We start from the raw sequence: 22,632 nt of genomic DNA on the forward strand, positions 1-22,632 counted from the left end.
AAAAAAATAAAACTATGATCATACTCATTGTCGTTGTCTTTGCAATTCTTGGATTTGTCGTCAGCCGAAGGCTTAAAAGCAAGTTCAAAAAATATTCTCAAACCTCATTGAAGGCCAATCTTTCCGGAAAGGAGATTGCCGAATTGATGTTGGCGGATAATAATATCCATGACGTAAAGGTAAATTGTGTGGAGGGCCAATTGAGCGACCACTACAATCCGATGAATAGAACGGTGAATTTAAGCCCGGATGTATATTATGGAAGAAATGCTGCTTCAACCGCCGTTTCAGCACATGAGTGTGGTCACGCAGTACAGCATGCGACTTCTTACACTTGGCTGAAAATGAGATCTGCCATGGTGCCTATTCAAAACGCCAGCAGCAAGATTCTAAACATCGTCTTGATCGCATCTCTTTTGGGAGGATACCTGATCGGCTTGCCTTATGAATTTATAGGAACCATTGTAGTCGGTTCTTATGGAATCATGACACTCTTTACCTTGATCACTTTACCAGTGGAATTTGATGCCAGTAACAGGGCCTTGGCTTGGGTGAAGGAAAGAAACGTGGTTACCACTGCTGAATACGCCATGTCAAAAGATGCACTCAAATGGGCTGCCATGACTTATGTAGTTGCAGCATTGGCCTCTTTGGCCACATTGGCTTACTATATCTTTGTGTTCTTTGGAAACAGGGATTAATCGGAAACTGAAATCAGTGAAATGAGTTTACAATAAAGGGGCAAGAAATTGTCCCTTTTGTTTTTTTCAGCTATATTCCTGCAATCATTCAATAAAACCCAAATATTCATATGAATTTCGAATACACGGAGGAGCATCTTGCAGTAAGGGATGCCGCTAGGGAATTTGCCCAAACAGAACTTTTACCAGGTGTCATTGAAAGGGATACCCATGCCACTTTTCCACACGCGCAGATCAAGGAGATGGGAGCCCTTGGCTTTATGGGCATGATGGTGGACCCTAAATACAACGGTGGTGGAATGGATACCATTTCCTATGTATTGGCTATGGAGGAAATTTCCAAAATCGATGCTTCGGCCTCAGTTGCCATGTCTGTAAACAATTCCTTGGTTTGCTGGGGTTTGGAGAAATACGGCAATGAAGAACAAAAAGAAAAATACCTAAAAAGGTTGGCCAAAGGCGAAATCATTGGAGCCTTTTGTCTTTCAGAACCGGAAGCGGGATCAGATGCGACTTCCCAGAAAACCACAGCCGAACGCAACGGGAATCATTATCTCCTGAATGGGACCAAAAATTGGATCACCAATGGAAATACCGCCAGTGTGTATATTATAATCGCCCAAACAGATCCTTTAAAAGGACATAAAGGGATTTCAGCCTTTATCGTCGAAAAGGATTGGGAAGGTTTTGTGGTCGGCAAAAAAGAAGATAAGCTTGGAATAAGGGGTTCTGATACACATTCCCTAATGTTTACCGATGTAAAGATTCCTGTGGAAAATAGGATTGGGGAGGAAGGTTTTGGTTTTCGCCTAGCGATGGAGACCCTGAATGGTGGCCGTTTGGGAATTGCAGCCCAAGCCTTGGGCATTGCTGCCGGAGCCTATGAGTTGGCCTTGGCCTATTCCAAAGAAAGAAAAACTTTTGGCAAACCCATCTGTCAGCACCAGGCGATTCAGTTCAAATTGGCAGATATGGCCACTGAAATCGAAGCTGCCCGACTGTTGGTTTTGAAAGCTGCGTGGCTAAAAGACCAAGGAAAAGAATTTTCTCAAGCAAGTGCAATGGCAAAACTCTATGCCTCAAAAGTAGCAATGGACGTGACAATTGAAGCGATTCAAGTACATGGAGGTTATGGATATGTCAAAGAATACCATGTAGAACGCCTGATGAGAGATGCAAAAATTACACAGATTTATGAAGGAACCAGCGAAATTCAAAAAATAGTCATATCGAGAGGCATTTTAAGCTAATCGTATTTTCATTGGCAAAAGAGACATTTATTTTAGATTTTATACCCATATTTATTTATTTTTCAATATATATTGAATTATTGCATGCGTGTTTCAAAAAATATTATATTTTTACAAAAAATATAAGCAGAATTTCGTCATGGAATATTACAATAAAGTCATAGAATCTGTAGGTGTTCGCTTTGTAAAAGGGAATAATTACAAAATTGAAAAACCTGTTTTTGTTACTGACTACCAAGATATAGAAAATACTGCCATCCTTTTGCACAAAGGTTCATTGAAGTTCTCGGATGACCAAGAAGGAGTAAACGAAGGCGAGATCCTTTTTATTCCCGCTGGCAGGTCGAGCAGCATTTCTTTTGGTTCAGCAACCAAGAAAAATGAAATCAACAACGAAAACTTCCTTGACAATAAAAGAAAATATCTTCAGACGGTTAGTTTCAAAGAGATAAAAAATCTTGAGGAGGATTGTATCACATTGGTCACCTTCGAAGCGAAGGTTTTTGATGTAGTCAATTTCTTCAATTCACTCGGAATCCCTCCTTTTGTAATCAGATTCAATGACAAAATTGCTTCTATCGTAGAAGACATCGTCAAAGAATCCGAACAAAATACGCCTGGAAAAGAAAGGGTTATCAAGCTTCATACCGAGTTATTGGTGGTGGAGATTGTGAGACACATTCTGAAAAACAGGTTGTTCGTTGAGGAATTGTCCACAAACAGCACCTATTTCAAGGATCCCCGACTAATCGACATGTTCACCTATATCAAAAAGAACATCGGTGGAGATCTTTCAAACAAGGTTCTGGCCTTGGTGGCGAATGTTTCCGAGGACTATGTGGGCCAATATTTCAAAATGCTTACCGGCATCAATCCACAAGATTATATAGAATACCAGAGAATGGAGGCTGCTGTAGAATTACTCAGAACTTCCAAGAAAAGTATCCGGGATATCGGCAAGGAAGTCGGCTATAAGGACACTGCCTATTTCTGCCGAAGATTCAAAATGATGTACGGTTTGCCTGCAGGTAAAATGAGAAGAAGAGAATCCCTAATTAACGTTCAGGGATAAGTTAAATACCGCTATATATTCCAAAACCTCGGTCAAAAAGCCGGGGTTTTTTTCTGCCCCGTTTCCAATAACCACCAAGTCCGCTCCCGATGTGAACGCTTCTTTCACTTTGGGAAGACTATTCAGTCCTCCACCCACGATAAGTGGCGCAGGAATGTGTTTTTTAAGGGCATGGATGATTTTGGAAGAGACTGGATTTTTTGCCCCACTCCCTGCATCGACATAAAAATATTGAAGCCCCAAGAGATGACCCGCAAAAGCGGTGGCAACACTTAGGTCTGGCTTGGTGTTGGGCAAGGGGATGGTTTGGCTGATGTACTGTACGCTTGTCGGCGCACCACTATCAATGAGCAAATATCCGGTTGGCAAAATTTCAACCTTTGTTTTCATCAGCAAGGGAGCTATTGTGACGTGCTGACCAATCAGAAATTCCGGATTTCTCCCCGATATCAATGATAGAAATAAAAGACCGTCAGCTTTTTCTGAAAACTGAATGACATTCCCAGGAAAAATCACAACAGGAATCTCGGTGGTGAGGGACTTGATAAGACTCACGATCGAATCAATCGAATTTTCCTGGATTAGACTCCCTCCCACGAAAAAAAAATCAAGGTCGAGCCGAATAGCCTCCTTGATTTGGTTTTCCAATGATTCTGTGGATTTGACCTTGTCAGGATCAATCAACCAAGCCACTGCTTTTTTACCTGAAGAATTGAGACCTTTCAGCCTTTCTTCAATTTTGCGTGGCCTCATCAATTTCCTCCAATTTGGATTTCTCCAAGCTATTCATCAACATATCCTTTCCATACGCCAAAATAATAGGCAATAACAAAGGGCCAAATCGGCTTAAAAAACCGGAACGGCTGTTATGGGTAAGTTTGTTTTTAATGTCATCATCCAGCAAACCTTCTTTTTCCAAAGCCCTCAATACTTTGACCGTCTTCCTGGTTTTCTTTTTCTGAACCATGCGCACAAGCGCATAAGAAACCAATCCACCGATCAGAACCGCTCCACCAACCTTGAACCAGTCACCTGATTCACTTTTGACAAGATTCAACTGCATCTCCAGTGTTTGTTCCAGTTCTTCCGCCTTTCTTTTCATGTCATCCATCATATCCATTATTTTTTCATTTTAAAAATAAACTCCCTAAGATTTTCCTGAAGTGAACCTTTCATTCTTCTCGAATTTCTGATCAGGTATAGCAAAAACAAAACCAACAAATAAATAAAGCCAACGTAAAAAAATCCTTTGTAGGTCGAATAGGTCAATTCACTGATATAAAAAGCGAGTGAAATACTTAAAAACAGCAACACCAATAACGAAACCATTGCCATACTTACCAGGATCAATATTCTGGTGAGAATGGAAGAAAATTGATCCTGAACCTCATCCCGAATAATATTGAACCGGACTTCAATAAGCTTTTTTATTGTTTGTACTATTTCAGAAACGTTTAACATAAATCTCGCTTTTATTGTGCCAAAAATTAGTTGAAAATAATCACAATATACGGCAAAAACCCGGGTTCAAAAATTTACGGGGATTTCAGGCTCTTGATTCCGCTCATAAAACTCAAATCTCAAAACCGCTTCCAGGGCATTTTTAATGGCAATATTGACCGTAAACTGAGCCGATGTCAAATCAAAATCAAGGTTCGATAGTTTTGAGTAATTGTTTGCGCTGGAAGGAACTTGCATATCCTTTTTAATCGCTAAAGACACCTCATTGAACAACTCCGGCTTGCCAACTTTTATCTTGTTGCACACCAGCAATTCATTTTCGTTGTATTTGTTTTTTCGGGAAGATGTCCCAAATAGTCGGCAGATCAAACCCCTGTTTTGATAATCAGAACAAAATCCGGCATGACCATCTTCACTGGTTTTTTTATAGAGGACACAAGCATCATCATCCAGTGTTTCCAGCTTTTCCAAAACACTTTCCGCCTTTCCTTCTTCAAACAATTTGAACGCCAAGGGTAAAAATTCAATGACAGAGGCATTCACCTTTGGGTTGGAACAACAGAGTCCACAGCCTGAGAAACAGGTCAACTGGCTTTCATCCAAATAAGACTTTATCTCCATCCCCAATTCGTCAAACACTTGCCTGACCCCCAGAGCCTTATCCTGTAAATTCATTTGTCCTATTTAAAAGTTTGTGAAGGTAGACACTTTCGCATTCAAAACAACATCCTGGTCACAATGCAACTTTTTTATCTTTTTATATATTATTTAAAACCGTTCTTGCCCAATTGAAATGGAAAAACCTAACTTTGATTGCTTGAATACATCACTATTTAAGCAATCATATACTGTACTTTTTACAAAAAACGTGATCTTATGAATGAGCAATTAGAGGATTTTGAAAAAAGACAAGAAGAGAAAATATTACAGGCGTTCAAGGAACGGGATTGGAGTGAAATAAAAAGTGCCGATTCCTGGGTAATATTTAAGGTCATGTCTGAGTTTGTGGAGGGTTTTGAAAAATTGTCGAAAATCGGACCCTGTGTTTCAATCTTTGGATCGGCAAGGACGCCCAGAGAGAATAAATTTTATCTCATGGCTGAGGAAATCGCAGCCAAACTGGTAAGACATGGATATGGCGTAATCACCGGTGGTGGTCCCGGAATCATGGAAGCTGGAAACAAAGGTGCACATTCCCAAAACGGTAAATCCGTGGGCCTCAATATCGTACTCCCCTTTGAACAGTTCAATAACATCTATATCGATCAGGACAAACTGATTACATTCGATTATTTCTTTGTCAGAAAGGTCATGTTCACGAAATATGCACAAGGCTTCGTGGTTCTGCCAGGGGGTTTTGGGACTTTGGATGAGCTTTTTGAAGCTTTGACCTTGATCCAAACCAATAAAATCGGAAGATTCCCGATCGTGTTGGTTGGCAGGGAATATTGGCAGGGACTGATCGATTGGATAAAAAACACCATGCTGGATCAGCACAAAAATGTAAACGCCGAAGATCTTTTCCTCTTTTCTCTCGTAGATGAACCATCAGAAGCCGTAAAGGTAATCGATGATTTCTACAGCAAGTACCTCCTTTCCCCAAATTTCTAAACTTGAAAAACTACCATCTTTACATTATATATACTTTGGTTGCCATTTTGTTTGGAGTTGCTTTTCACCTGCACAATTCTAAAGAAAAGTCAATTGTGGATTACAATGAGGTGATCATCCACCAATCTTCGGGAGAGGAAATGAAAATCCTTATACCAGAAGCACATGCAAGGATTTTTGCAATCCCCGAAAAAATCTCGTTTTCTGGTGAAAAGGTTCCAATGGATCTTCCGGACGTAAGAGAGAGATTTGAAAGGGAAATATATGTCAATGCCTACTGGCAATCAAACATGATCCTTTTGATGAAAAGGGCCAATAAATTCCTTCCAATCATAGAAGAAATCCTACTCCAAAATGGCATTCCGGAAGACTTCAAATATTTGGCCATGGTTGAATCTGGACTTTTGAACGTTGCCTCACCTGCTGGCGCCAGAGGATTTTGGCAATTTATGCCAGAGACTGCAAAGGAAAACAAATTGGAGGTCAATGATGATGTGGATGAGCGGTATCATTTGGAAAAATCCACCTTGGCGGCAACACGCTACCTCAAGGCTTCCTATGGGAGATTTGGGAATTGGACATCCGTAGCGGCTAGTTACAATATGGGAATGTCCGGCTTGGGAAAAAGAAAGGTGGAGCAAAAAATGACCAGTTATTATGACCTTTTACTGAATGAAGAAACCAGCCGATACCTCTTTAGAATCCTTGCCTTTAAAGAAATTTTTGAACACCCCAGTAAATATGGTTTTAAGCTCGTTGAAAATGATCTCTATAGACTCCCGAATTTCCGTGAACTTAAAGTGACCCAATCCATTCCAAATTTGGCGGATTGGGCACTTCGTCACAATACAAATTACAAAGAATTGAAAATCCACAATCCATGGTTAAGGTCATCAAAATTGACTGTGGCAAATGGAAAAGAATACATCTTAAAAATCCCCGTGAATTGACATCTTCTGGCTTTTGATTTTAGGTACTCCCATATTTGGGAATTTGGTTAAATTATCCTTCATTTAAACCTATTTTCACCGGTGACTTCATGAAGAAACTCTTAATTTGGGTAATTGCATTACTCCTTTTGATCCTACTTGTTTTTAAAGGTCTACCGGTTTTGGTCAACCTCTACCTCAATGAGAATGCGGACAGGATTGTCAGCAACATGATCACACGAACCAGTGGTTTTGGGGATCACGAAATTACCTTCGGCGAGATCAAATTGGACTACAATTACTCAGGTACTTATTTACAGCTGGAAGACATCCAAATCACCCCCGCAGACAATATCAGCGAAAACCAACTCAAGGTTACACTTTCTGCAAAACAAGTGAGGGTCTCGGGGTTTAGATGGAAGGATTTCCTGATGGAAAATTCTATCGTTGTTGATTCTGCCACGATTGACAACATCACCATCAAAACCCTTTCTCCAGCATTGGATTCCATGCATTTTTCAGAATCCAAACCCAATCGGAAAGCACACAGGGACTACAAAATCATCAGTGTCAAGCATTTTGGATTGAATCATCTCTCAGTGGAAAACAGGGACAGTTATTCTGATTCCTTACGGCTTGAACTTTTCGATCTTTCAGTGGGTGCTTCAGGATTTAGGCTTACAGAAGAATACATACAAAATAAAGAAGCACTTTTTGACGTAGACATGATCCAGGGAACAATTTCAAAGGCAAATTTACATTTTGACGAATACCGTCAAATGGTAATTGTAGATAGTCTGGCTTTCAATACAGAAGACAACACGTTGGGAATCGGGAATTTCTCCCTTATACACAAGCTAGATAGATATACCTATACTGGATTGCAGGACAAAAGAATGAGTTGGATCGAGATTGGAGACACCAAATTAAAGGTCAGGGGAATGGATTTCAATTCTTATTTCAGAAATGGGACGGTTGAAATCGATTCGTTGATCGCCTCAAATCTGAAACTATCTGTATTTACGGACAAGCGGAAATCTGAAGACTTGTCAAAACGCCCCCCCATGTTTCATGAGAGTTTAAACAAACTTGAACAAGTACTGCATATAAAAAACACACTGTTGAGGAATGGGTATTTGAGAATAGAGGAGAGGGCGGACAACAATGCGCCCCAATCCGGAGCACTATTTTTTACGGAGTTAAATGCGCACATCAAGAACATTTCCAATCACAAAGAAATGATGGCCGGAAATTCTCAATTGGTCATGAATGTAAAGGCCAAGCTGATGGACATTGGCCCTGTGGATTTAAGCATGGATTACGATTTGGCAAGTGAAAATGGCACCTTCAAATTAAAGGGGACTCTCGGAAAAATGCCGTTGCGAACCTTGAACAACATGATAGAGCCTGAGGCCAAAATCAGCTTGAAATCCGGGGTGATCAACCGGTTGGATTTTAACATTATCGCAAATGATTACGAGGGCAGTGGTGAGGCGATCGTCAGGTATGAAGACCTTGAACTCGAATTATTGAACAAGGATTTTGGCAAAGATCAAAATGTATTCAGAAAAATAGGCTCTTTTCTTGCCAATAAAGTGGTCATCAAATCCAACAACCCAAACAAGAGGGGAGATTTGAAAAAAGGAACGGTTTATTATCTCCGAGAGCCCCATAAATCCATTTATAACTATTGGTGGAAACTGATTTTCAGCGGATTGAAATCTACATTGACGGGAGAAGATCTTGAGGAAATGAAGAAAAAAGAACTTGAAAATAGAAATGGGACTCCTAAAAAGGCAAAATGAGGTTTTTCAATGCCTAAGGAGGGAAAGAATACAGCCCAATCCAAAACTTAAATCAAACCCTTCAGTTTAGCAACAAAGAATTAACATGGGAAACCCAAGTTAAAATTCTTATTTTTGCATGTTAAGAAATAATGATTTAGTCCTTCATGACAGATTCAATAGCCGAGAAAGAAGAGTGGATAGAGATTTACGGAGCGCGTGAGCACAATCTGAAAAACGTAGACATCAATATTCCGAGGAACAAATTGGTCGTCATCACAGGCCTGAGTGGAAGTGGGAAAAGCTCATTGGCATTTGACACCATTTATGCCGAAGGTCAGCGCCGGTATATGGAAAGTTTTTCTGCTTACGCTCGTTCTTTTTTGGGAGGAATGGAACGCCCCGACGTCGATAAAATCAACGGGCTTTCTCCCGTAATCTCCATCGAACAAAAAACCACCTCCAAAAACCCACGGTCAACAGTCGGCACTGTGACGGAGATCTATGACTTCATGAGATTGCTGTATGCCCGAGCGGGAGAGGCTTTTTCTTACCTGTCTGGTCATAAAATGATTCGGCAAACGGAGGACCAGATTTTGGAGCAACTTTTTGAAAATTTTAGGGGCAAAAAACTTTATATCCTCGCTCCAGTGGTAAAGGGCCGAAAAGGACATTACCGAGAACTTTTCGAACAAATCAGAAAAATGGGTTTCCTGAGAGTTCGAGTGGATGGTGTGGTCATGGAAGTGGTGCCGAAAATGCAGCTGGACCGATACAAGATCCATGATATAGAAATCGTAATCGACAGGATTGTAGCCGATGAAGAAGATCGCTTCAGGATCAGCCAGTCTCTCAAAACAGCTTTGCAACATGGAAAAGGGATCATCATGCTGCGGGATGAAGAAGGGAACCTTTACCATTTTTCTAAATACCTGATGGACCCGACCACCGGGCTATCCTATGATGAACCGGCACCCAACAATTTTTCCTTTAACAGTCCCTATGGAGCTTGCCCTACCTGCAACGGTCTGGGTCAAATCGAAGAAATCACAAAAGAAAGCATTATCCCCAACCCAAAGCTGAGCATCAGTAGAGGTGGGATTGCACCATTGGGTGAGTTTCGTGACATCTGGATTTTCAAAAAAATCGATGCCATTCTCAAGCATTACAAATGTGCCATCACGACACCTATCGAAAATCTGCCCATTGAAGTGATTGACATTCTCCTTTATGGAGATCAAATTGAGATCGCCGTAGATTCTGTCAAATACCCGGGCACAATGTGGAACACTACTTTTGAAGGCATTGTCAATTTCCTCCAGAAGCACCAAGAAGGGAGCTCCGACAAAATCCAGAAATGGGTAAGCGAGTTTACCGTTGTGAATGTATGCCCAGACTGCCAAGGTTACCGGTTGAAAAAGGAATCCCTCCACTTCAAAATAGGAGAAAAACATATCGGAGAATTGGCCATGATGGATATCACCTCCCTTTCCAATTGGTTTGAGGATGTAGAAAGCAGAATGACCGAAAGGCAGCGCTTGATCGGAAAAGAGGTATTGAAAGAAATCCGAAAGAGAATCGGTTTTCTCTTGGATATCGGGTTGGATTATCTCTCGCTCAACCGTCCCCTAAAAACACTTTCCGGTGGAGAGGCGCAGAGGATTCGGTTGGCCACACAAATCGGAACCCAACTCGTCGGCGTACTTTACATATTGGATGAACCCAGTATAGGCCTCCACCAAAGGGACAACGTGAAGCTGATCAAAGCTCTTAAAAACCTAAGGGACTTAGGGAATTCAGTTCTTGTGGTGGAGCATGACAAAGACATGATGTTGGATTCGGATTATGTGGTGGATATAGGGCCAGGTGCAGGCAGGCATGGTGGGCATATCGTTGCTGCCGGAAAGCCTGATGATTTTTTAAAACAAAAAAGCCTCACGGCAAAATACCTTTCTGGGGATCTGAACATCCAAGTTCCAAAAACAAGGAGAAAGGGAAATGGAAGTTACCTTTCGCTCAAAGGAGCAAGTGGCAACAATCTTAAAAAAGTGGATATAAACCTACCTCTTGGGTCCATGATTTGCGTGACGGGAGTTTCCGGAAGCGGAAAAAGCACCTTGATCCATGACACGCTGTACCCTTTGCTCAACCAGCATTTTTACAACTCAAAGAAGGATCCCTTGCCTTATGAAAAATTTGAGGGTTTGTCCGAAATCGATAAAGTCATAGAAGTTGACCAATCACCCATCGGAAGAACTCCCAGATCCAATCCCGCCACTTATACGGGCGTATTTTCAGACATCAGGACTTTATTTACAGAGTTGCCCGAATCAAAAATCCGAGGATATAAACCGGGAAGATTCAGTTTTAACGTCAAAGGAGGAAGATGCGAGGGATGTGAAGGCGCTGGAATGAAGTTGGTGGAAATGGATTTCCTTCCAGATGTTCATATTCCCTGCGAAACCTGTAAGGGAAAAAGATACAATAGGGAAACACTGGAAGTGAGGTTCAAGGGAAAATCCATTTCGGATGTTCTGGAAATGACTGTAGAACAAGCCGTCGAATTCTTTGACTTCCAACCCAAGATCCTTCGGAAAATCCAAACCCTCAATGATGTCGGATTGGGGTATATCACTTTGGGTCAACACGCCACCACACTTTCCGGAGGTGAGGCACAAAGGGTTAAACTTGCTACAGAACTTTCCAAAAAAGACACCGGAAAGACCTTCTATATTTTAGATGAACCAACTACAGGCCTTCATTTCCAGGATATTGAACATTTATTGGAAGTTTTGAACAGGCTGGTTGAAAAAGGCAATACCGTGTTGATCATCGAGCATAACTTGGATGTCATCAAAGTGTCGGATTATATCATCGACATTGGTCCGGAAGGCGGGAAAAATGGGGGAGAAGTCGTTGTACGGGGCACTCCGGAACAAGTGGCAAAGCATCCAACAAGTTACACCGCCAAATTCCTAAAACCTGAATTGGCTTAAATTGGCTTTTGACTATAAAAATGCTGTTTGTCCCCTTTTATAAAATTAACGTCACTAAGCTTGACTTTACTTCTTACCTTTGAAGTAAGGGAATGAACAGAAACAAACTATATTGGATATTGCAGATCTTGGGTTGGTTGAGCTTTGGCTTGATCAACCTGTTTTTTGTATCTCTAGAAAGAGGTCTTTCTGCTGTTCAGATCGGTGCTTTTTTATCCTTAGCGGGTTTTTACCTGGTCTCTACCCACTCCCTGCGGTATGTCATAAAAAAGTACGGTTGGCTGAATCGTAATTTTACGCAGCTCATCACCAATACCCTTTTTGCCTTGGCAATATTGAGTGTATTAAATACCTCCGCACAAATTCTGATCAACCTGGTTTTTGACACACTCAATCCTGACCAAGATTTCAGGCTTGTGGTGATTTCAGTCAATATCTTTGTCAGTTTCCTGTTCTATTCGCTCTGGGCAATGCTTTATTTTTTGATTCACTTTCTGGACAATTATAACCAATCCCTAAAATATCAGGCCAAAATCAATGAAATCCAGCTCAACCATCTCAAAAGCCAACTCAATCCACATTTCATTTTTAATGCACTGAACAGTGTCCGTGCATTGGTGGACGAAGACCCCAAAAAAGCCAAATTGGCCATCACCCAATTGTCCAATATCCTGAGATTTTCATTGATGATGGACAAAAAGAGAACCATAGAATTTGAAAATGAAATCAACACCGTCAAGGATTATCTGAATCTTGAAACGATTCGGTTTGAAGAGCGCATCCGGGTGTTTTATGACATCGATCCGGTAGCTTATGAATATAAAATCCCACCGATGATGCTCCAAACAATTGTGGAAAATGCCATCAAACATGGAATATCCAATAGGGTCAAAGGCGGTACCATAGAGATTAAATGCTATGAGGGTCTCACGGATGATTTATACATACAGGTAAAAAACAGTGGACAGCTCCAATTCCCTTCCCAAACCAAAAAGAAAGAAAGGGAGGGGCACGGGATCGACAACACGATACAAAGACTAAAATTGATTTATGGAAATCGCGCTTCCTTTAAAATATTCAATTCCGGCAGCGATTTTGTCATAACAGAAATAAAAATTCCAAAACAAACCCTTACATTGGGTTAAAATTAAAAAAATAATGCGTGCACTTGTAATTGACGATGAAAGATTGGCAAGAAAAGAACTCATCACTTTGTTATCACAATTTGATCAGGTTGAGGTGATCGGTGAAGCCAACAATGTAGATGATGCCAAGGAAAAGATCGATTCACTTCTACCCGATGTGGTGTTCTTGGATATTCAAATGCCAGAAAAAACAGGTTTTGACCTTCTTGAGGAGCTTGATAACGTTCCTCATGTCATCTTCACGACCGCCTACGATGAATATGCCTTGAAGGCATTCCAAGTCAATGCGCTTGATTATTTGTTGAAACCCATCGAACCAAAAAGATTGGGCGAGGCCATTGAGCGCTTACAAAAAAAATTAACCGAGTCTACTGCCAAAACCGAAGGAGCTGAATTTCCCTCAAATTCAAAAAAGCTTACTTTAGAAGACCAAGTCTTTGTCAAAGACGGAGACAGATGTTGGTTTGTGAAACTTGTCAATATTCGACTTTTTGAATCAGATGGGAATTACATCAAGGTGTACTTTGAAAATTTCAAACCCATGATTCACAAATCCTTAAATGCATTGGATGAGCGACTGGATGAGAAATCATTCTTCAGGGCGAGTAGAAAACACATCATTAACCTAAGCTGGGTAGAGGGAATAGAGCCTTGGTTCAACGGAGGACTGGTCGTGACGCTAAAAGGTGGGGATAGGATAGAAGTAAGCAGAAGGCAGGCCGCCCGGTTCAAAGACATGATGAGCCTTTAATAAATAATTAAATCGCCAATTAAGATAATTTAACGGAATAATTGATTCTAATAATATTTTTGCGTAAATAGTAACTAATACTTATTTTGAATACAAGAAAACCTATTTGTTTCACTTATTAACGCATTATTTCCAGCAAAAGCATTTATGAAAGAGGAAAGAATTCTTATCGTTGAAGATGATGTCAATATTGCAGAAAATATTGAAGAAATATTGCAACTTTTAGGATATGTGAATATCGACATTGCCAATTCCGCAAACCAAGCCATCAAAATAGTAAAGAAATATCGGCCCGATATGATCTTTATGGATATCAAACTTAAGGGCGATAAGGATGGTATAGAATTGGGGGAAATTCTGAAGCAAATGGTGGATGCACCCTTGGTTTATGTAACTTCCTACAGTGATCCCACAATCATCGAAAGGGCAAAAAGAGTAAATCCAGCCGGGTTTATCGTGAAGCCTTTTAATACCAATGACATTCACGCTATCGTGGAGATTGTTCTCTACAACAGACGATCAAAACCTGCATCAGAATCCGCTATGTCCAAAACAAAGGACGAAAGTCCTTATTTGGTTTCAGATGCTGTTTTCATAAAAGCCGATAATGCTTTTGAAAGGGTTCCGTACCCAGAAATCTACTATGTGGAAGCAAACGGAAACATGGTAACCATTTTTACAAAAAACCGAAACTATACCATTCGGAAATCAATGAAGGACATGGAGGAAAAACTCCCGTCAAACCTGTTTCTTAGGGTTCAAAAATCATTTATAGTCCAACTCGCCCAGATTGAAAATTTCAATACCAAAGAAATCAATTTACAAATGGGTGCTGTTTTACAAGTAGGAAGACAATATTACAACAGCTTCTTAGCAAAATTGAATACAATTACAGAAAGTTAAGGAAGGTTGAGAACCACTCAACTTTCCTCAACTCCCCAAGGTTGGCCAATTATCCTATGAGATAAAACTCTTGTTTGCCATAGGCTGTGATAAGGTGGCATTTTTTAAACGCGTCCATAAATTTTTCCTGTATTTCGGATTTTTCTCCATAAAACGCGGCGATTACCTCACCATATTTATTGATAACCGTTATGGTTGGCATTTTAGCCATTTCTGAAAAATCCACTTCAATTGGGGCAAGGGATACTTCTTGGATCGAATCAAGATTTTCTTTCTGGTGCATCAAATCACTTATGACCTGCTGCTGCGGTCTTCCATCGGTTGCATTTGCCTTGAAAACGATCGTAAATGCCATGATTAAACCTAATAAGGCACATACATTTTTCTGGGTTAAAATTGATGCTTTCATTTTTGTGGTATTTAGTTGTTTATTTATCGCTTGTTGACCCGAGGTGAAACCTCCAATTTGGATTTCAGCAATCAGGCTGTATAAGCAATAAATCAAACGTCAATCCATATTTTTAAAGAGCTGATTTACAGAGTATTAATGATTTCATATTAAAAAAGATGTTCGATTTTGGACACAAAAGCATCCAGTTTGATACAACATAAAAACCGGCTAAACAATTGATTAACGGAAAGACAATAGAGGTGAAAAATCAACAACCCGGTAATGCAGATAGGGCTGCACTACCGGTTGATCATAATGAATTTTTATAGAAGATCATTTGCCAAATTGGCCAATTCCGATCTTTCCCCCTTTTCCAGTTTTATATGGGCATATAGGGGATGGTCTTTTGCCCTGTCGATGAGATAGGATAGTCCATTACTTTGGCTGTCCAAATAGGGCGTATCAATCTGGAAAACGTCACCCGTGAAGACAATTTTTGTGTTTTCCCCTGCCCTACTGATGATGGTCTTGATTTCGTGTGGGGTTAGGTTCTGGGCTTCGTCCACAATGAAAAATATATTGGACAATGACCTTCCCCGGATATAGGCCAGCGGTTGGATAACCAATTTCTCCTGATTGACCAGTTCTGAGATTTTCTGGAACTCTTTGTCGGTTTCATGGAACTGATTTTGGATGAATTTCAGATTGTCCCAAAGGGGTTCCATATAGGGGTTCAACTTCGATTTAATATCCCCTGGCAAATATCCAATATCTTTATTGCTCAAAGGGACGATGGGCCTTGCCAAGAATATCTGCTTATACTCCCGTCTTTGTTCAAGTGCTGCCGCCAATGCAAGAAGCGTTTTTCCGGTTCCGGCAACACCCTGGATAGAAACCAATTTTATCTTGGGATTGAGCAAGGCGTGCAGCGCAAATGTCTGTTCCGCATTTTTGGGTTTGATATTATAAGCCAGCTTTTTATCCACCCGCTCCATGGAATTGTCTTCAGAATTGTAAAAGGCCAAGACCGAATTCTTTTCACTCCTTAAAATATAAAAAGCATTCGCTTTCCTTTTTTTGGTGCCAAGAATCAATTTTGATTCCACCGAATGGGATTCGTAAAGCTTGTCGATTAGATCTCCCTCAATTCCATCCATGTGGAACATACCGGTATTTTCCAATTCGTCTATATTCTTCACTTTCCCTGTTTCATAATCCTCAGCAAAAAGATCCAGTGATTTGGCCTTAAGTCTTAGATTGATATCCTTGCTGACAAGGATGACCTTTCTTCCCTGCTCTACTTGCTTCAGGTGTAAGGCTGCATTCAGAATTTTATGGTCATTCTTTTCTTCCCCAAAGATTTCATTGGCATTCATGGCGTTTTCCGGATTCATCAACACCTTGAAAAAGCCCTTTGATTTCCCATTCAGGGGGGTCCAATTGTGAATCATATTGTCCATGGACAATTTATCCAACAGGCGAATAAATTCCCTTGCCTCAAAATTTTTGGAATCATTCCCTTTTTTGAAGTGATCGAGCTCTTCCAGTACCGTAATCGGAATGACCACATCGTGTTCTGCAAAAGTCATTATGGAGTTATGAGCGTACAGGATCACGGAGGTATCCAACACAAATATTTTTCGGTCTTTGTCGGATTTTGATTTTGCCATGGGAAGAGCTGATAAAATAGTTAGGTAGGAATAAGTTAGAAAATTATAATTTGGATTTCCATTTTATGAAAAGAAATAAAAATTCAATATCAAAAACACAAGCTTAAAAATTTGATTTTCAGCGAGAAAAATTTTGGGTGGGTGTGAAGTTCACAAATTCACATTCGGAATTAAACATATAGGCATGAATTGGACGCATGGCTTACAATTCATGCCTATATAGTATGCATTAGGATTCTTAATCGGACTTGAAATTGCATAAAAGTCCGCCTATTGGGAGAATAAAGAGTAATAACGATATGAGGAAGACTAGAACAGTAAACAACTGACTAATTCATAATTTAGCAATTTCAGACTGGAATGGGATTGGCAATGCGTAACACGGGTTGCATCATCAAAACACTTCCCCAATACAATACGGAGATTCAGAGCGCAACCCCAAAAAAATTCTAATAATGATCTACCAAATGAAACCATGGGTCTTTTCTCCTTCTCGATTTTCACTTTCCCAGAATAAAAAAGCCACCTTTAAGCCCGATTTGTGGGGCATAAGGTGGTTTTTTTATAATCTTATGGTTTTATGAAAGCTTGTTTATCCTACTTTGGACCCTTTCAATTCCGCCTCGACTTCCATCAAGAAGGTATCAACTGTCCCTTGCTTTACATGTGGCATCACCACGATTTTGAACCATTTTGGATCAAATTCATACGAATCTGCAACCAATTGATACTTATGGGCCAGTTTTTTGGAAATATATTGGGCCTCTATCGCAATGATGTTGAGGTGTGGGTTCCTGAAATAAACCACACCCATTCCCTCTAGTTTTTTGCAAATTCTTTCAGTCTTGTCACAAAGACTTTCCATTTTATACTTCCAGCCTTCTGAGCCGTGGATTTGCAATATCATCCACATTGAAATCGCGTTGGCACCGGATCGACTGCCGCTTATGGTGTAATCCTTTCCAGGGATATATTGAGCCTCTTCGGTCTTCACGTATTCAATCAATCCTTTCCTTACCAAAAAAAGTCCGGTTCCGTAAGGGGTCTGAAGCATTTTGTGACCGTCAGCTGTAATGGAGCTCAGGTAAGGATTCTGGAAAGTAAATCTACTCGTGGGGTTGGTAAATGGGTAGATAAATCCGCCGTATGCTGCGTCTACGTGAATCTTAAACGGCACATTCTGGTTGGAAAAATAATCTCCCAACATATCGATATCATCTACAGACCCAAACATTGTGGTAGAAAGATTGGCGATGACGATGAAAAACTTGACGCCTTCATTTCGGGCTTTTGTGATTTGCTCCCCCAATGCTGCCCATAAAATCTCCCTAGACTCTGGATCAACTTTCAGAATTATACTTGAAAGGTTCAGGATATTTGCACCCTTGGGCATGGAGTAGTGTGAATCCTCAGAATAGACCACTGCTATTTCACCAATTCTTGCCTCATATTCCTTGATGAAGAAGTTTCGGTAGATCCACATTGCCTCAATGTTGGCCTCAGTTCCTCCTGTCGCCACATATCCATCTTGTTCTCCAGGGTTTCCATTGAAAATCTCTTCAGCGACCAATTTGATCAGCGCTCGTTCGATTTTCTGTGTCCCCTGAAAAACCTCTAAAACGGATTCTTCGCTTAGGGTATGGACCCCAATATGGTTGGGATTGCTGACCATGGCCGACATATAAGGCGCATCCTTTAGGAACGGTGCATCAGGATAGAATTCTGTCGTGTCGAGATAGGTGCCGGGAATACCCAATATGGGATGCTCTCCTCGATAATCAAGATTTTCCTCAATGGATTTGAATACGGTTTCTTTGATCTGCTCGTGTGATAATTTTTTCCAATACATGATAGTTGAATAAATGGTGAAATCAGTTCCAAATTTTCCAAGCCGCTTCGGCTTGAAGATGAAGCATTTCCAATCCATTTTTCACAACTGCACCACGGGCCTCCAAGGACCGCATCAAAAAGGTTTTTTCGGGATTATAAACCAAGTCGTAGACTTTGTGTTGACTCGTTATCCAATCCACATTGATTTTGGGCATTTCCTCCGTGTTGGGATAGGTTCCCACTGGAGTCGTATTGATGATCAAGTGATGGTTTTTCAAAATATCTTCTTCTTGAGCCAAAACCTCGTAACTGATCAGGTTGGGGTTTTTGGTGTCATTTCTGGAAACCATCAAGAATTCCATACCCAAGTCGTTTAAGGCTTGCACCACAGCCTTAGAAGCACCGCCAGTGCCCAATACGAGGGCTTTTGGCTTCTCATTGCCCAACCATTGTTCTAAGGATTGTTTGAACCCAATATAATCCGTGTTGAATCCCGTAAGCTTTCCTTCTTTGATCCGAATACAATTGACCGCACCAATTTCTGCACAAGCCGGGTCCAAGGCATCGAGGAAAGGGATTATTTTCTCTTTATAGGGAATGGTCACATTTATTCCCTCTAATTCCGGATTTTGCCCGATTATACTTGGGAAAAGGGATTCGTGTTCAATTTCAAACAAATCGTATTGGCAATCTGTAAGGCCCTCTTTCTCGAATTTGGAAGTAAAATACTTCTTGGAAAAAGAATGGGTGAGTGGAAAACCAATAAGTCCAAATTTCCTCATCTTATTTTCATATAATTTGCTCCCTTTTCAATTCCGATGACCAAAAGGATTCCAAATAAAAAGGACAAGATGGCAATTAAAAATAAAGATTCCTGACCCGTTACAGATAAGTAATGGTGCGGAAGAATATTTTCCGTCATAAAGGGTTTTTGAATCCCTTTGGAGGAAACCGTATAAGACAGCACTTTTTTCCACGGCCATATTTTATTGATCGACCCCAGCATAAATCCTGACAATAAACCGATGGTGATGGCGTGGTGGTTTTTCAACAACCAAGTGATCAACCTACTGAAGGACAGGATTCCCACAATACATCCCGCTGCAAAAAGACCCAATACAAGAATGTCTTTTTCGGCCACCGCAGCAAGGATCCGCTCATACTGCCCCATGATCAAGAGCAGAAAGCTACCAGAAATCCCGGGCAATATCATGGCACAAATTGCGATCGCACCAGCAACGAAAGTAAACCATAGCGTATCAGGAGAACTCATCGGCGGAAGACCCGTAATCCAGAATGCCAACCCGGCACCGATCAGAATGGCTAAAACTACTCCAATCGTCCAGCGTTTGATATCCCTCAAAATTACCACCGCAGAGACGAGAATCAACCCGCAGAAAAATGACCACACGGGAATGGGATGGTATTCCAACAAATATGAAATCAATTTTGAAAGCGTAAAGATGCTGGTCAAAATCCCAAACAACAGCGTAAAGAGGAAACTTCCATTGATATGTTCCCATAGAGACTTCCATTGGAATTTGAAAAGAAGTTTCAGGGCTTCTTTGTTTATGGAATTGATGCTCTCTAGCAAATCTTCATAAATACCGGTAATCAAAGCAATAGAGCCCCCGGAAACCCCAGGCACAATATCTGCTGCTCCCATAGACATCCCTTTAAGGTAAGTCAGGATGTAATCTTTAAGATTTTTCATCGATTTTAACACAAAAGGGACTGCCTTTTTAAATGAGGCAGTCCCTTAACGTTTAGAGTTTTAGATCTCCCAAAAAGTGGTCGAAAGTATCCCCTCTTAATCCCAGTCGGATTGTTTCAAGTGGGATCAGTTCATTTGGGGCAATGTTTCCAAGATTGACATTTGCTCCCAAAAGTTTGACAAACCAAACTTGCTGTTCTTTTTGGGGAGCCTCCCAAATGATTTTTTCTTCTGGGATTTTGGTCAGGATTTCCTCAACAAGACCTTGTCTGACCTCTCCTGAATCCCTAAATAAACCGACATTTCCACCTTCTCGGGCTTCTCCGATGACTTTCCAAGAACCCGCATCGAGTTCTTTTTGCATCTGTTCGATCCATTTGTAGGGAGGGATAATCTTTGCTGCATCCTTTGATCCAACTTCGGAAAGAACCGTCACCTCTTTAGAAAGCAATTTGATGTAATCGCATTTTTTTTCGTGCGAAAGCGTGATGGATCCATCCGAAACCTCCACAAAACTCAGGTTAAATTCTTGAACGACCTTTCTGTAATCGTCAAATTGGTCGCGGATGACAAATGCTTCAAACAAGGTTCCACCCAAATACACGGGAATCCCTGCATCTTGATAAAGATTGATTTTTTGAGCAAGATTTTTTGTCAAATAAGATGTCGCCCACCCTAATTTAACAATATCCACAAAATCACTATTGGCACTTATAAAATCTTCAACTTCTCGGATACTGAGGCCCTTGTCCATGACCATCGTTAGGCCAGAGGCACGCGGTTTCTCTGTACGTACAGGAATGTTATTGAGTACGTAATTCATTATTTTAAAATTTTCGGGTAAATAAGGTTTAAAATCAAGCTTTCTTAGAGCTATCCTTAAATTGAGTAATGATTTTGAAAATGGCCTTTTGATGTTTGATTTCTGGCATCAATTCATACAGCAGGGTGTGTTTTTCAAAGTCCAAAGTTAATGCATTTTCCAGATTTGTAAAGGCTTCTTTGTATTTACCGATTTTGATATGGAAAACCACCAATCGATAATAGAATTCAGCCTCCTCTGGTAACTCTTCAAGCCCTTCATTGATGACATCAATTGCCTCCTCAAACCTATTTTGATCAAAATAAATAATAGAAAGATTTACATAGGTCTCCAAAATACCCGGCTCCAGGTTGATGGCTTCCTCGTAGGCTTCCGCACTGGCCTGAAGGTTTCCAAGATTATATTCGGCATCTGCCAATCCTACCCAAAAATTGGCATTTTCGTTGGAAAGTTTGATGGCCTTTTTGAAATAATGGATGGATTCAAAAAACTTATCTCTTTTGAGCATGCACATGCCCAATCCAAACCAAGCATCCTCATATTCGGGATCCAGTTTGGCGGATTTCTTAAAATATTTGAAAGCCTGATCAATCTGGTCGAGTTTTTCGTATGCCGCTGCCATGTAACAACAATTCTCGGAATTTATTCCCTCGCAATTGATCGTGTTTTGGTAGGCTTCAAGTGCCAACTCAAACTCTTGGGTGTTCATGTACGCATTGCCCAAATTGAAATATGCCGAAGAAAATGAATCATCGATGATCAGTGCATAATCATAGGCTTTAATGGCTTCTTCAAATCGGCCCAATCGATTGTATACCACACCCAGATTATACCAAGCACCCGCACTGTAAGGATCTTGGTCTATGAATTCTTGATAAAACTGAAGGATTTCATCAAATGAGCCTTCTTCCTCCGTAATCATGGCCAGCTGGAACAAGGCGTCTTCATGATTGATCTTCATTTTGACACATTCCTTGTAATAATACAGCGCTTTTTCGGTGTTGTCTTCTGCCCTGTAGAAATTGCCAAGCGAGTAAAATATTTCAGCCTTATCCACTGCCAAGGGGAGAAAATCCTCAAGGATGGATATGGCCTCCTTCACGTTGCCCGCCAAAAGCATGGCATTGGTCAGCGCCAATATGATTTCCTCATTGTTGGGGGAAAGGTTGTTGATGTTTTCCAGAATTTCCAAACCTTCATCCAGCTCATCATTGAAGATCAGGCATTGGCCTTTCATCAACTTGATCTCAATACTGTAGGGGAATTTTTCCAGTGCATGATTGCTGGCTTTGAGTGCCTTCATGAACTTTTGCTGGTCAAAGTAGAAACGGATGATATCCTCTAGTTCTTCTTCTTCAAAATAGAGATCCAAATTGGACTTAAGTGAGTTTTCAAATCGCTCAACTAATTCCTTATCGTTTTCCCATTCGTTTTCAAAATCTCCGGTCATCGATTTTCTTTTTAATTCTCGATTAAGATACCAAATATAATGGTGGGTCAAAATCTTAAATTGATTAATTTATTCTTAAAGGTGATTCGCATTTTAACTTGATGTGGCAATTTTCTAAAGATTTGAAAACAACCCTTTCATCAAAACGAAG

The 22,632-nt window shown here is 40.6% G+C and carries 21 protein-coding genes; 10 read left to right on the forward strand and 11 right to left on the reverse strand.

Annotation, left to right across the window (positions count from 1 at the left end):
• The first annotated feature begins 14 nt into the window (after positions 1 to 14).
• The 3 genes from Q7J63_RS08810 to Q7J63_RS08820 all read left to right on the forward strand — a co-directional run bounded on the left by Q7J63_RS08810 (position 15) and on the right by Q7J63_RS08820 (position 3,023).
• Positions 15 to 701 carry a zinc metallopeptidase gene (locus tag Q7J63_RS08810; protein ID WP_019595987.1) on the forward strand — a complete coding sequence of 229 codons (687 nt, stop codon included), beginning with the start codon at positions 15 to 17 and terminating at the stop codon, positions 699 to 701.
• 110 nt (positions 702 to 811) lie between these two features.
• Positions 812 to 1,951, forward strand: coding sequence for an acyl-CoA dehydrogenase (locus Q7J63_RS08815; RefSeq protein WP_304885486.1), 1,140 nt, complete (start codon positions 812 to 814; stop codon positions 1,949 to 1,951).
• A 139-nt stretch (positions 1,952 to 2,090) separates the two neighbouring features.
• Positions 2,091 to 3,023 (forward strand): AraC family transcriptional regulator, encoded by a 933-nt coding sequence (locus Q7J63_RS08820; protein WP_026333416.1) that lies wholly within the window; start codon positions 2,091 to 2,093, stop codon positions 3,021 to 3,023.
• Here Q7J63_RS08820 and Q7J63_RS08825 read toward each other — a convergent pair.
• From Q7J63_RS08825 to Q7J63_RS08840, 4 genes are all read right to left on the reverse strand, one after another.
• Positions 3,003 to 3,776, reverse strand: coding sequence for a geranylgeranylglyceryl/heptaprenylglyceryl phosphate synthase (locus Q7J63_RS08825; RefSeq protein ID WP_304885488.1), 774 nt, complete (start codon positions 3,774 to 3,776; stop codon positions 3,003 to 3,005). The two genes, Q7J63_RS08820 and Q7J63_RS08825, sit on opposite strands and share 21 nt — an antisense overlap.
• A complete protein-coding gene (locus tag Q7J63_RS08830; protein ID WP_019595982.1) occupies positions 3,757 to 4,143 on the reverse strand; it encodes a hypothetical protein in 387 nt (128 codons plus the stop codon). Before Q7J63_RS08830 ends, Q7J63_RS08825 begins: the two co-directional genes overlap by 20 nt.
• Positions 4,143 to 4,484: a phage holin family protein gene (locus tag Q7J63_RS08835; protein WP_304885490.1), complete on the reverse strand. Its 342-nt coding sequence runs from the start codon at positions 4,482 to 4,484 to the stop codon at positions 4,143 to 4,145. Before Q7J63_RS08835 ends, Q7J63_RS08830 begins: the two co-directional genes overlap by 1 nt.
• 66 nt (positions 4,485 to 4,550) lie before the next feature.
• Positions 4,551 to 5,159 carry a YkgJ family cysteine cluster protein gene (locus Q7J63_RS08840; protein ID WP_304885492.1) on the reverse strand — a complete coding sequence of 203 codons (609 nt, stop codon included), beginning with the start codon at positions 5,157 to 5,159 and terminating at the stop codon, positions 4,551 to 4,553.
• A 201-nt stretch (positions 5,160 to 5,360) separates the two neighbouring features.
• Here Q7J63_RS08840 and Q7J63_RS08845 point away from each other — a divergent pair, with 201 nt between their 5' ends.
• The 7 genes from Q7J63_RS08845 (at position 5,361) to Q7J63_RS08875 (ending at position 14,603) form a co-directional block, all read left to right on the forward strand.
• Entirely contained in the window at positions 5,361 to 6,095 is a 735-nt protein-coding gene (locus tag Q7J63_RS08845; RefSeq protein ID WP_304885494.1) for a TIGR00730 family Rossman fold protein, read from the forward strand.
• 2 nt (positions 6,096 to 6,097) lie between these two features.
• On the forward strand, positions 6,098 to 7,045 hold the full coding sequence (locus Q7J63_RS08850) for a lytic transglycosylase domain-containing protein (protein ID WP_304885496.1): 948 nt from the start codon (positions 6,098 to 6,100) through the stop codon (positions 7,043 to 7,045).
• 89 nt (positions 7,046 to 7,134) lie between these two features.
• Complete coding sequence (locus Q7J63_RS08855) at positions 7,135 to 8,829, forward strand: hypothetical protein (protein WP_304885498.1); 1,695 nt, start codon at positions 7,135 to 7,137, stop codon at positions 8,827 to 8,829.
• A gap of 146 nt (positions 8,830 to 8,975) precedes the next feature.
• On the forward strand, positions 8,976 to 11,804 hold the full coding sequence (gene uvrA, locus Q7J63_RS08860) for an excinuclease ABC subunit UvrA (protein WP_304885500.1): 2,829 nt from the start codon (positions 8,976 to 8,978) through the stop codon (positions 11,802 to 11,804).
• Between the two features lie 92 nt (positions 11,805 to 11,896).
• A complete protein-coding gene (locus Q7J63_RS08865; protein WP_304885501.1) occupies positions 11,897 to 12,949 on the forward strand; it encodes a sensor histidine kinase in 1,053 nt (350 codons plus the stop codon).
• 13 nt (positions 12,950 to 12,962) lie between these two features.
• Positions 12,963 to 13,700 (forward strand): LytTR family DNA-binding domain-containing protein, encoded by a 738-nt coding sequence (locus Q7J63_RS08870; RefSeq protein ID WP_019595974.1) that lies wholly within the window; start codon positions 12,963 to 12,965, stop codon positions 13,698 to 13,700.
• A gap of 147 nt (positions 13,701 to 13,847) precedes the next feature.
• Positions 13,848 to 14,603 (forward strand): LytTR family DNA-binding domain-containing protein, encoded by a 756-nt coding sequence (locus tag Q7J63_RS08875; protein ID WP_019595973.1) that lies wholly within the window; start codon positions 13,848 to 13,850, stop codon positions 14,601 to 14,603.
• 49 nt (positions 14,604 to 14,652) lie between these two features.
• On the opposite strand, the gene Q7J63_RS08880 is transcribed toward Q7J63_RS08875, so the two are convergent.
• From Q7J63_RS08880 to Q7J63_RS08910, 7 genes are all read right to left on the reverse strand, one after another.
• Positions 14,653 to 15,012 carry a hypothetical protein gene (locus tag Q7J63_RS08880; RefSeq protein ID WP_304885505.1) on the reverse strand — a complete coding sequence of 120 codons (360 nt, stop codon included), beginning with the start codon at positions 15,010 to 15,012 and terminating at the stop codon, positions 14,653 to 14,655.
• A 305-nt stretch (positions 15,013 to 15,317) separates the two neighbouring features.
• Entirely contained in the window at positions 15,318 to 16,664 is a 1,347-nt protein-coding gene (locus Q7J63_RS08885) for a PhoH family protein (RefSeq protein ID WP_304885507.1), read from the reverse strand.
• A 592-nt stretch (positions 16,665 to 17,256) separates the two neighbouring features.
• The gene (locus Q7J63_RS08890; RefSeq protein WP_304885508.1) at positions 17,257 to 18,513 is read right to left on the reverse strand and encodes a pyridoxal-dependent decarboxylase; all 1,257 of its coding nucleotides are present in this window, start codon (positions 18,511 to 18,513) and stop codon (positions 17,257 to 17,259) included.
• Positions 18,514 to 18,535: 22 nt separating this feature from the next.
• Entirely contained in the window at positions 18,536 to 19,276 is a 741-nt protein-coding gene (locus Q7J63_RS08895) for a shikimate dehydrogenase (protein WP_019595968.1), read from the reverse strand.
• Complete coding sequence (locus Q7J63_RS08900) at positions 19,273 to 20,208, reverse strand: DUF368 domain-containing protein (RefSeq protein WP_019595967.1); 936 nt, start codon at positions 20,206 to 20,208, stop codon at positions 19,273 to 19,275. Before Q7J63_RS08900 ends, Q7J63_RS08895 begins: the two co-directional genes overlap by 4 nt.
• A 52-nt stretch (positions 20,209 to 20,260) precedes the next feature.
• Positions 20,261 to 21,031: a phosphosulfolactate synthase gene (locus tag Q7J63_RS08905; protein ID WP_019595966.1), complete on the reverse strand. Its 771-nt coding sequence runs from the start codon at positions 21,029 to 21,031 to the stop codon at positions 20,261 to 20,263.
• Positions 21,032 to 21,065: 34 nt separating this feature from the next.
• A complete protein-coding gene (locus Q7J63_RS08910) occupies positions 21,066 to 22,481 on the reverse strand; it encodes a tetratricopeptide repeat protein (protein WP_019595965.1) in 1,416 nt (471 codons plus the stop codon).
• Positions 22,482 to 22,632 lie beyond the last annotated feature (151 nt).

This window comes from Rhodonellum sp. (assembly GCF_030656585.1).
Lineage (GTDB): Bacteria > Bacteroidota > Bacteroidia > Cytophagales > Cyclobacteriaceae > Rhodonellum > Rhodonellum psychrophilum.